A 10,397-nucleotide genomic window follows, 5' to 3' on the forward strand; every position below is an offset into this window, starting at 1 on the left:
AGAGAAATAAGTTTATTGGCTCGCGTTCTGGGACTACTTAGCTCAGATACTCCAACCAGCGGTTATTGAGCAGTTACCAACTGAGTGTTGAGTTTTATGATTCTACTCAACACGCAGTTGCTTGTGCATAAGTTCTGTAGCTACTGCTTTTGCCAGCGAGCATCTACCCCTCGCCCCCGACATTGCAAACGCCCAGCATCTCTCTCCCGGCGCAATAAACGGCGAATCAAATCAATTCCCACTGTTGGACACCGTTCCTGCAATTCCCTAATCGAGAATTCTTGAGGCAAATTGTTAATCGCATCCAATACGATCGCCGTTTTAGTTCCTTTTGCAGAAGTAACATATCCCACCCGCTGCTCAAACTCCCGATAAGCTGATAGCAGCATGACTCCCAAGAAATACTCCCACCAAGGTAATAAGTTATGCTGCCCTTCATGCCATCCCTGCAAAGATTGGTAAAGCGTATCGTAATAGCTTTCTTTAGTTCTCTCCACAATCCGTTCTAAACTAATAAATCGCCCCACATCATAACCAGCTTTGTATAGCAGCAACAAAGTCAGCAACCTTGCCATCCGTCCGTTTCCATCTAAAAATGGATGAATGCACAAGAAATCCAAAATATAGGTTGGAATCAGCAATAAAGGTTCTATCTCGCCCGATTCCCAGAGGCGATTAAACCGTTCTTGCAGGCGTTCCATTGCCACAGGAGTAGCATAAGCGGGAGTAGGTTGAAACCTCACCACTTTAGTCCCGTCAGGATAAGTAGCGCTAATTTCATTATCCACTGTTTTCCAGCGCCCCCCTGTATTAACAGCAAATTGGTAAAGGTCACGGTGCAGTTGTAAAATGACACCTGTACTAAAAGGAATGTGGGTATAACTGGTGTGAATTGTAGTTAGCACGTCCCGATAACCCGCAATTTCTTGTTCTGAACGATCGCGTGGCGTTGTTTTTTCAGTTACTAATTTCTTAATCCCTTCTAGTGGCACAGTAATGCCTTCAATGCGGTTAGAAGAGTAAGGATTCAGGTGTAGGGTATTGACAAAGGGGACGGCTGAGGTGGAAGATCGCAATTATGATGAACCTGCCTCAACAGCTAGACCCAGAAAGCCTTTGCCAGTTGCCCAAGGAAGAACTGGTGAAAATAATCATTGAGCAGGCGATCGTTATCAGAGAGTTGCAGACAACAATCAAGGAATTGAAACAAGAAATAGAAAGGCTTCATGTTAGTTCTGACCTCGATAGCAAAAGTTCATCAAAGCCACCATCAACTGACCTCCTAAAAAAACCAGAAAAGAAAAAGCCTGAGATTGAACACCAATCGGATAGTCCAAAACGAAAACCAGGTGGACAACCAGGGTAAGCTCATCTAATTTGGTATAAATTGTACTTGACTTTAAGGGCAAGATATGAAGGAGTATCCAGTCAATAGCGGTTCTTGAGAATCCATTGAAGATATTGTGACGCTCGCCCGAGCCGTGTAAGTGAGGGTCGTAGCGGGCCCTCAAGTCACAATGGGCGCTCGAGTCACAACAGGCGCTCGACCCGCACCCTTAAAGATGTCAAATGCGTCCTATAATACTGCTTCATATCAGTCACGAAGGGTGAGGAAAAAACAATGGAGAAAGGATTCGATCGTGTTGTGAATGAGCCCAAATCATCGCCGACGCTCGAGCGGCCTCAACCCATCTCCATACAAGACTTACAAATAAGCTTATCAACTTATTTTGACGATCTACCAGACCCAAGAGTAGACCGAACCAAACAACACTTACTCAAAGACATTCTTGTAATTACTATCTTAGCTACGATTGGCGGTGCCCAGGGGTGGGAAGACATCGAAAATTATGGACTCAGCAAGCAACAGTGGGCGTGAAGAATTTTTAGAGTTACCCAATGGCATCCCCAGCGATGATACATTTCGCCGGGTCTTTGAAAAACTAGATCCGAAAGTTTTAGAGCAGAAGTTATCGCAATGGTTGCAACAAATTATGGGTTCAGTCTTGCAAGAAATTATTCCCATAGATGGCAAAAGTTTGCGGGGTTCTTACGATCGAGAGAAAGGTTTAAAAAACTTACATTTAGTGACAGCTTGGGCGAGCCAACAACGTTTGGTACTCGGGCAAGTCAAAGTAGAAGACCATTCCAATGAAATCACAGCAATTCCAGCCCTACTAGAACTACTCGACATTGCCGGGGCGATTATCACCATTGATGCGATGGGGACTCAAACAGAAATAGTCCGACTGATTCGTCAGAAAAAAGCCGATTATGTCGTGGCACTAAAAAGCAATCATCCCACTCTTTACAATCAAGTTAAAGACTGGTTTGAGGCGGCAAAAACTCAGGAATTCATGGGGATTGAAATGAGTTATGATTCCCGAACCGAAAAGGGTCATCATCGCGTCGAAACTCGAAAAGTCTGGGCGGTATCAGTTGCCCAATTAGGAGGACTTTACAAGCAAGAACAATGGGCAGGATTACGCACTATTGTGCTCGTCGAAAGAGTTCGTCATCTGTGGAACCAAACCACTCGTGAGGTGCAGTTTTACCTAAGTTCTTTGCCAGTAGATGCCCAGCTCAATGGTCGTGCTATTCGCCAACACTGGGGCATTGAAAACCAAGTGCATTGGAGTTTAGATGTGACTTTTAATGAAGATAAATCTCGGATTCGCTCGTTAAACAGTCCTCAGAACTTCGCTCTGGTAAGACGGATTGCCCTTAATGCGGTCAACCAAGAAACCACTCTCCAGCGTAGCCTGCGACAAAAAATCAAACGGGCTGCGATGAACAATGACTATATGATGCAAATTCTCAAGTGCTTTTGTCAAGCATGATTGAGATGCTCTTACCCTGGGTGGACAACCAGGACATACAGGAAAGACTCGTAAAGGATTTGGTCGGGTAGACCGTTTTGAAATTTTGCGCCCCCAAATGTGTGCCTGTTGCCGTCAGATGGCGTTTTTAGACCAGCCAGTCAAAATTGAATTTCAGCAAGTGGCGCAATTGGTTCTCCGTCCCATTGAGATCGTGGAGTATCAACGCCACACTCTTGAATGTCAACATTGTGGTTCAATTGAAACTGCTCCTTGGTCAGCAGAAATGATACCAGGGCAAGACTTGGGTGTAAGACTGCAAGCATTTTTGGGGTGGATGGGTAATTATGGACATCTGCCCTATGAAAAACAGCAAGAAATGTTGTGGGAACTCGGGCAAATCGACATTGGAGTTGGTACCTTGGTAACTACCAATGCGCGAGTTGAAAAAGCAATTGAACCGAGTATCTGGCAATTGAGTGACTGGGTACAACAGGTGCAGCCAAACGTCCATGTGGATGAAACCCCTTGGCCAGTGAAAGGGTTAAAAGAATGGTTGTGGGTGATTGCTCATCCTCAGTTCTGTTTGTTTCAGGCAGCAGATACACGCTCTCGCGCCGAGTTAGAAGGCATTTTGGGGACTGAGTATACAGGGGTACTCAGCAGCGATGATTTTAGTGTTTACAATGGCTATGGAGTTACTGACCAACAGAAATGTTTGGCTCATCTGCGCCGTCACTTCAAGAAACTAATTAAACTTCCAGGTCAACATAACCAAGCTATTGGCGAAGCGTTTGTTAATTTGATTGATGAAGCCTTCAAAAATTATCATCTGTGGCAAGAGACGGGGGATGAGGTCAGTTACAACGATTGGGTCAATCAATTCAAATTCAAGCTCCTATTGACTCTCAATCAGTGGATTGGGAAAGCCGGAGGCACAGCAGGCAAGCTTTTACGCTCTTTGCAAGATAAAGCCTCTCAATGGTGGTACTTTCTTGAACACCCGGAGGTTCCTCCTGATAATAATCTGGCGGAGCGAGCGCTGCGTTTGGCTGTCACAAAACGTAAAATTAGTGGTGGCTCTCGCTCGATGCAGAGGTTTAAAGACACTGCTAATTTGTTAACGGTGGTGCAAACTTGTCGCCGTCAAGGCAGGTCAGTGATTGATTTTTTTGCACAAGCACTACTGGCTGACTCTAATGATTATCCGTCTCGCCCGTCGCTGCTTCCTAGATTTGAGACCTGAATCCTTACTTAGAAGATTCGGTACTCTGAATAACCGCAGCTTGGCGCAAAGTGCCTAAAACTTGTGGGGCTTGTTGTTTGAATAACTCCTGCTTTCCCTTGTACTCTCCAAGTAAACGAATTGTTGGCAGAAGTCTTTGGTTGAGCTGTTGACTTTCAATGAACCCCGATTCAAATGACAGCATATCTATTTTATCTCCTTTGTATTAATTATAAACATTTATTGCAGTCAATAAATCGGATATTGCGTGCGCTCGCATCAAAACTTTGAAACCCGATTGCAAGCAGAACCGACGCCAAATCCAGGTAAATAAGTAAGGCGATAGTTGCTTTTAGCCATAACCCTTGCCTCTCTAGTTGTCCAAGGTTTGACGCTCAGCAAATCGGGTTCAGTTTCCAGTTGCTTTAAATAAGAGCGATCGCCCGTTACAAAGGCGATCGCAATCGCCAAGAACTTGCAACAGCTCAAAGGAGCCTGAACCACCTGCTTTTCAGTAAACCTAACCACAATCCAATTCCACTCTAAGAATAATTGATTGCGGCGCATATCGCTGTCAGCATCGCAGCAGTGAGTGGGCTTCTTAGATTTGCCAGCATAAGGTTCATCAATCTCGACATCAATTCCGAGTCCAGATGGAGTGTGAATTACAGTAAAATCTGCTGAATAGCTCCTCTGAGATAACGGAATTTTAAACTCTGCTGCTTGGACAACTTCCTCGAAATATTGCTGTAAGTATTGCAAAAAGCGTTGTTCACTCACTCCTTGCCGAGCTTGAGATGTGCCATTAGGACTAACGCGAAGTGACATCAAATCCTTGAGCAATCGATTTCTGGAATCTAACTCAAGTTTTGCGCTTTTTAAACCTGTCTGCAACCCTTCTTTTTCCACCTTAAAACTAGAAAATTCTTGCTGTTTATTCGATGATAAATGTTGATGGGATAATATATTTTGTTGGTTGTACTCAAGAACTTGCTGTTTATACCTGGATACCAGCTTTTGACGGCAACCAAACACATAACTATAAGCAGCCGCAATTAAACATGAATAAGCAGCTACTACCAACAGCATTTCCCACCACAGCCAACCCCAAGAAATAGCTAACAGCGGAAGTACGATCGCACCATAGAGCCAAAACACCCAAATTAACCACAGCAACCTGACAGGTAACACTACGGGTGGTTGAGGCGGAGTCAGCAAAACAACAGGTTTCCCGAATTGTTGAGTTTCTTGAAGTTGGGATGAGGTGGCACAACTAGAAGTTGCCTCTGGCAGAGGATATTGATGGCAGAACTGCATTACCACTTTTGGGTACAAAACTATAGGATAATTCATAACTTTAAATACTCCTTTTTTTAAGAGCGCGGTCGCGCTATTTTTAAGAAAGTTTTTTGAATTGTATGCCAAAAATTACCCAGTCAAACTCACAAAATTTAACTCATTCTCAACCAGGTAGCAAGATTCAAAAGGACAAACAAATCTCTCTTAAATCCGACGAGGCAACAATGGCTGCGCTTACTCAACTCGAAGAACGCCGCGATTATTATCACACCTGCATCAACGGAGGATACTAAGCATGAATTTAGCCACAGCAACGCTTGCTCAAAGTTCAATAACTGCGGCTCAACTTTGGCATCAACTAGAGTCAGCAGAAAGCTCAGAAGAAATCGACCAACTGCTGCAATCCCTTTGGCAAACCCAAGAAACCCAGGAACTCGCTGTTGATGCCCATGCCGACTTAGCCGACCAAATTGATGCCGAACTTGCAGGAATTACAGCCCGGATGCAGTATTTGATAGAACTGCATTCAAGAGCTCTCAACAAACTCCAGGGGTGGAGAGAGCGGTTAGACAAAACCGTTCTCTACTTCAATGAGTGCGGCGTGTTAACTTCCGAAATTGTTGGCAAACACCGCCGCATTGCTGTCAAGGAAAATCCGCCTACCTGTGAAGTTTTGATTGACCCATCTCAACTGCCAAAACCCTATCGCCGAGTCGAAACCAAAACCGTAATTTCTGCCGACAAAAAGGCGATTGCCGACGCTTGGAAAAAAGGAATGCCTGTAGATGGTACTAGGGTTTTCCGCAAGCGCAAAGTGGTCTACAGCTTGCTTCCAGGTAACAATTTGCACTCTCTTCAAGCCAACCAGACGCTTGAAAGTCGTTCTTCGGATAAAACGCAGCCCAAAAAACGGCGTTAGCCATCTTTTCAGGTGTCACGAATACCTCGGTCTGACACCTGAATTGTTAAACATCTCCGAATTAGACACCTCCGAATTAAAAATTCCAGAATTCGAGTAGAAAACGCTTGTTTTGTAAGAGCGACAACTTAATTGGGGTCGGTATCTCTTACAAATCAATCCAGTATTGAGGGTCTTCAACTTGTTCTTCGGTGACGTTGAAAAAGTTTGACGCTGTACCTTTAATAACCCCGTTAGCATCGAGGTTCAACCCTCCGAATTGCTGGCTGTTTTCACCTTCTCCAAAAGCAACGCGAGCAAGTGCATCGCTATCGCTATCGGAGAAATAATCCCGTTGGCTTTTCATAGCCGTAGTTGTGCGAACTACTTTCACTTTTTTTCTCCACAGTGGGATTGTCATTCTGATTGTAACACGCTACTTTTTTCTGATAAACCCCTCCAATTGGAGGGGGTGAATATCACTCAGTAGCAGGAATTTGTGAAGGAACAACCTTGTCAAAATCTGGACTATTACTGTGCGTAAGTCCTAAAAATGTAAAAACTAGGATTCAGGAGCTAATCAATGAGCAGAAGAAAACTTACCCCAGAACATCGCTCCACAGAATGGGTAGCTGGGGAAGGACTAAAAATCCCAGTCTTTGATATGTCCTTGACTAACGGTAAAGCAAAGGGGCGGTACCAAGCTGAATCAGAAGTGCTGCGTAACTCCCTGCTTGAACTGCTTTTTGAACCTGAAGAATTAGCATCCCTAAGCATCGTTAAACCCGACCCAAATGATAGCAGTCTCGACCCTCTGAAAAACATCGATTTCGGAGATGGTATTACCCGAAGAGTTGCTTTCAGCTCCGGCAAAAATGTTTACTTTGCAGACATTGAACTCTCAACCAAACTGTTGAGCGTATTCAAAACTCAACCCGACCACGCCTGTCGCTATGGCTCACTGCTAGTTAGCAGTTGCAACCTTGGAGCCAAATTGTTAGATAGCTCCCTTGACGGCGAAACCTTGCGAGTCAAAATTGTTGATTCTCAAAGCGATGACCAGAGTGAAAAAGCGAAAGCTCATAAGTGGCAAACCGGAGACTGTCACGGTAAAATTTCACCGGCACTAGCCCAACAATTAGGAGGGAATTACAACCGACCTTTTCAATTCAGATTTGCCTGGATGCAGGAATGGGGACAAGAAGACTACCACACTCCAGAAATTAGCTTTCTTGCCAAAGGAACGCTGTTGCCTGATGCTAATTTAACCTCCGACTTGGATTATGATATCATTATGGATCGCTCCTCTATCAAAGGAGTTGCTAAAGAGCAATTAGCTGAACTTATCCCCTGTGGCGACTACGAATTTCCCAAAGCTATACTGGGAAATCGAGGCAACGCCAAAGTAACTGAATACGAAAATTCCTGGCAATTTTCGATTTGGTATTCCGAAGCAGCTATTGGGGCTGACATAGCCACACCGACCAAAATAGAAGCCCAAAAGCTCGCTGATTTGCAAAATAACCGGCTGCAACTTGCCAAATACTTAGTAGAGCAACACGACAAAAAAGCTGCTTTTCAATCTAGCCTTCACGAAGACAGCAGCGGATTAGAAGACGAAACAGATGAAAAAGCCCAGCGCAACGAATCCCGGCTAATTTCAATTTTGAGGAACGACAAACTCGGTCAACTCCTCGACTTTCCCAAAGTCGTCGATTTCATGCAAGAACAACTGGCTAAAAAGTGGAAAGACTTAGCAATTAAGGGAGCAATTCATCACGGTTCAGCAATGGCTCAACCTTGTGAAAGCCTCAAACCCGGTACAATTGTTGCCCCCCACTTGCGACACGGCACAGAAGTTATCGTTACCCGCTACCCGATTGTCAGTAAAGATAACATCCGCCGCTACACAGTAGACAACAAAAGCCATCCTGAGTTAACGCAGTACAAAGGATGCGTTTTCATTCGCCCAGACCAAGCCATGCAGCATCATCAATGCGATTTTGACGGCGATCAATTAGTGATTACGCCTGCTTCCCGAATGCCGAATATCGCCTCTGAAACCAGGCACGCTAATCAAGAGAATGAGTACGATGCAGTTGAGAAGCGAGAGAAAGTTGACTACACTCAGGCTACCGATAGTAATGGCGATCGCAAGTATACCAAATTGCGGCAAATTGCCGTAGCCATCGCCCAAAATAAAATCGGCTGGGTGGCTACCTTAATCGGGAGAGTGCAATCGTCAGCAGCACAACCGGGACAGCCAGAAAGTTTATTCAATCAACAGAAGCGGCAGCTTCTTGGAAAGCTGTTTGATGCCCTGCAAATTGAAGTGGACAGCCCCAAAAGTGCTACTCGTACCGAAGACCACCACCCCACCTTGTTGTCCAAGGCTAAGCAGTGGTCAGAACAGCACCCAAGCTACCTATTTGATTACAAAGACGACCCCAGGCTTTACAAAACGGTGCCATTACCTATAGGAGACGGCACCGCTATCAATTGCATTGCTAGGGAGGCTGTTAACCCAGAGTGGGAACCGACTCGTCTAAAAAGCCGCCACCGCGACGAGTTTCGCTACCTGTTCGAGTCTCCTTCTGACTTAGATGAGCGAGAAAAATGGGAGAAACATTATGTCAGGTGGGCGCAAGATATTAAGGAACGCTATCGAGAAAGGATGGGCGAAATTCACTTGGAGTGCGGCGGCGATTCTAAGGCAATTAAAGAAGCCGTCAGCAAGTTATACGAGAGCTTAAGAGCCGATGTAACTGAAGCTTGGACTGACCCTGAAGAACGGTTTTTAGCTGCTAGTGCGATGTGGCACGTCGAAACCGCAAATCCCAACTTAGAAGTTCCTCGCAAAGCTTGTAAGGAACTTTCTCGCCAACTGCTGATTGAATTCAACCTTGAACCTGAGTACGAGCGACTGCACGAAGCAATGCCAAAAGATACTTACGTTCTGAGCGTCCCTTTCGAGGAATTTGAACTCGACGGCAGCAATAAGACTGTCAGGGATAAGAAGCGACAGCCAGTTGGCAAAGACTTAGCTGGACATTGGAAAGAATTGTTAGACACCAAAGGTATTAAATATGAAGCAACTTTGCATTCAAGCCTGCCAATGGTCAATTTTGCCTTTATTGAACCCAGCGACAAACTGGTGGGAATTCTTGAGAAGAAGTTTGGCGGGAATGCCAACGACATCGACAGTTTAGACTTAACTTACCGCGATGGTCTTGGTCGCACCAAAGATGTGAGTTCCCGCATTGTAGCTCCTGCTGATTATACTTGGCTTGAGTCCCAAAACCAAACACCTAAAGCAGCATTGGTTCTCAATTTGTTTACGGATGAAATTTGCCAGCAATTGCAAACCTTTCAGTTTGACAGAGCTGAGCTGATTGGGCAGAAGTACAATGACTTGAAAGATGTTGACTTTAGCAGTCCAAAATGGAGGCAGAAAACATTGACTTTTGAGGTGGGATCTGTTAGCGGTAGCGGTTCGAGGCGCGACGGCAGCCCTATTGTCCTCCTTGACGGACAAGAATTAGCTATGTTCTCTGCTAATTCACCTAAATTGCCGATCGGCACTACCTTTGAGGCCACTATTGAACCCTCGCCTAAAGGCAGTGCTCTGATCTTAAACATCAACCCTAGCTCTGTGCGACTAATTGAATCAGTTGAGGAACTTGCAGAAGTCGCGCCAACTTCTTGTCAAGGGCGATCGCAATCCGTATCGCCAACCACTTGTCAAAAGCGATCGCAATCCGTCTCGCCAACCCCTACCCAAAACAAACCGCCATCTCAACCCGAAGACATTGCTGCCAGCCCCGCCCACCTCTCACAATTGCTGAAAGATGCGATTTCTGAAGCATATAACCAAACTGGAGAAACTAAAATCCCTGTGGGGAACTGGACAGCTTTTATTAGCCAATCTCGCAATAATGTTAGGTGTTTAGTCAGAGATGAAGCTGATAATCCGGTCTTGGCTGCTGACTTGAAAACAGGTCAAATCATTAAGAAACTTTCTGAAAACAGCAGCTCTCAGTTTATCAAATACCTCAAAGAGGTTGATGCTGAATTAGCTTCTATAGCGATCGCAAATGATTTGTAAATCATAAATCATGTATAATGAGGGAGGTGGATCTAAGTAGAAGTTAAGATG

General features: G+C 44.9%; 6 protein-coding genes and 3 pseudogenes. 5 read left to right on the forward strand and 4 right to left on the reverse strand.

Going from position 1 to position 10,397, the window contains the following annotated elements:
• Nucleotides 1–140: 140 nt before the first annotated feature.
• Entirely contained in the window at nt 141–1,076 is a 936-nt protein-coding gene (locus QUA33_RS26390) for a Fic family protein (RefSeq protein WP_333152502.1), read from the reverse strand.
• 2 nt (nt 1,077–1,078) lie between these two features.
• Here QUA33_RS26390 and QUA33_RS26395 point away from each other — a divergent pair.
• The 3 pseudogenes from QUA33_RS26395 to tnpC form a co-directional block, all read left to right on the forward strand.
• Nucleotides 1,079–1,363 (forward strand): annotated as a pseudogene (locus QUA33_RS26395) (DUF6444 domain-containing protein); the annotation flags it as partial.
• A gap of 258 nt (nt 1,364–1,621) precedes the next feature.
• A pseudogene (locus QUA33_RS26400) lies at nt 1,622–2,840 on the forward strand (ISAs1 family transposase).
• A gap of 19 nt (nt 2,841–2,859) precedes the next feature.
• Nucleotides 2,860–4,065 (forward strand): annotated as a pseudogene (tnpC, locus tag QUA33_RS26405) (IS66 family transposase); the annotation flags it as partial.
• Between the two features lie 4 nt (nt 4,066–4,069).
• Here the strand turns inward: tnpC and QUA33_RS26410 are convergent.
• Both QUA33_RS26410 and QUA33_RS26415 read right to left on the reverse strand, forming a co-directional pair.
• Nucleotides 4,070–4,249: a hypothetical protein gene (locus QUA33_RS26410; RefSeq protein WP_333152504.1), complete on the reverse strand. Its 180-nt coding sequence runs from the start codon at nt 4,247–4,249 to the stop codon at nt 4,070–4,072.
• 74 nt (nt 4,250–4,323) lie between these two features.
• Nucleotides 4,324–5,397, reverse strand: a complete 1,074-nt coding sequence (locus QUA33_RS26415; protein ID WP_333152506.1) for a hypothetical protein — start codon at nt 5,395–5,397, stop codon at nt 4,324–4,326.
• A 241-nt stretch (nt 5,398–5,638) separates the two neighbouring features.
• On the opposite strand from QUA33_RS26415, the gene QUA33_RS26420 reads away from it, so the two are divergent.
• Nucleotides 5,639–6,262 carry a siphovirus Gp157 family protein gene (locus QUA33_RS26420; protein WP_333152508.1) on the forward strand — a complete coding sequence of 208 codons (624 nt, stop codon included), beginning with the start codon at nt 5,639–5,641 and terminating at the stop codon, nt 6,260–6,262.
• A 148-nt stretch (nt 6,263–6,410) separates the two neighbouring features.
• On the opposite strand, the gene QUA33_RS26425 is transcribed toward QUA33_RS26420, so the two are convergent.
• A complete protein-coding gene (locus QUA33_RS26425) occupies nt 6,411–6,635 on the reverse strand; it encodes a hypothetical protein (RefSeq protein ID WP_333152510.1) in 225 nt (74 codons plus the stop codon).
• A 189-nt stretch (nt 6,636–6,824) separates the two neighbouring features.
• On the opposite strand from QUA33_RS26425, the gene QUA33_RS26430 reads away from it, so the two are divergent.
• Entirely contained in the window at nt 6,825–10,346 is a 3,522-nt protein-coding gene (locus QUA33_RS26430) for a hypothetical protein (protein ID WP_333152512.1), read from the forward strand.
• The last annotated feature ends 51 nt before the right edge of the window (nt 10,347–10,397 follow it).

This window comes from Microcoleus sp. Pol14D4, from assembly GCF_036701245.1.
GTDB lineage: Bacteria > Cyanobacteriota > Cyanobacteriia > Cyanobacteriales > Microcoleaceae > Microcoleus.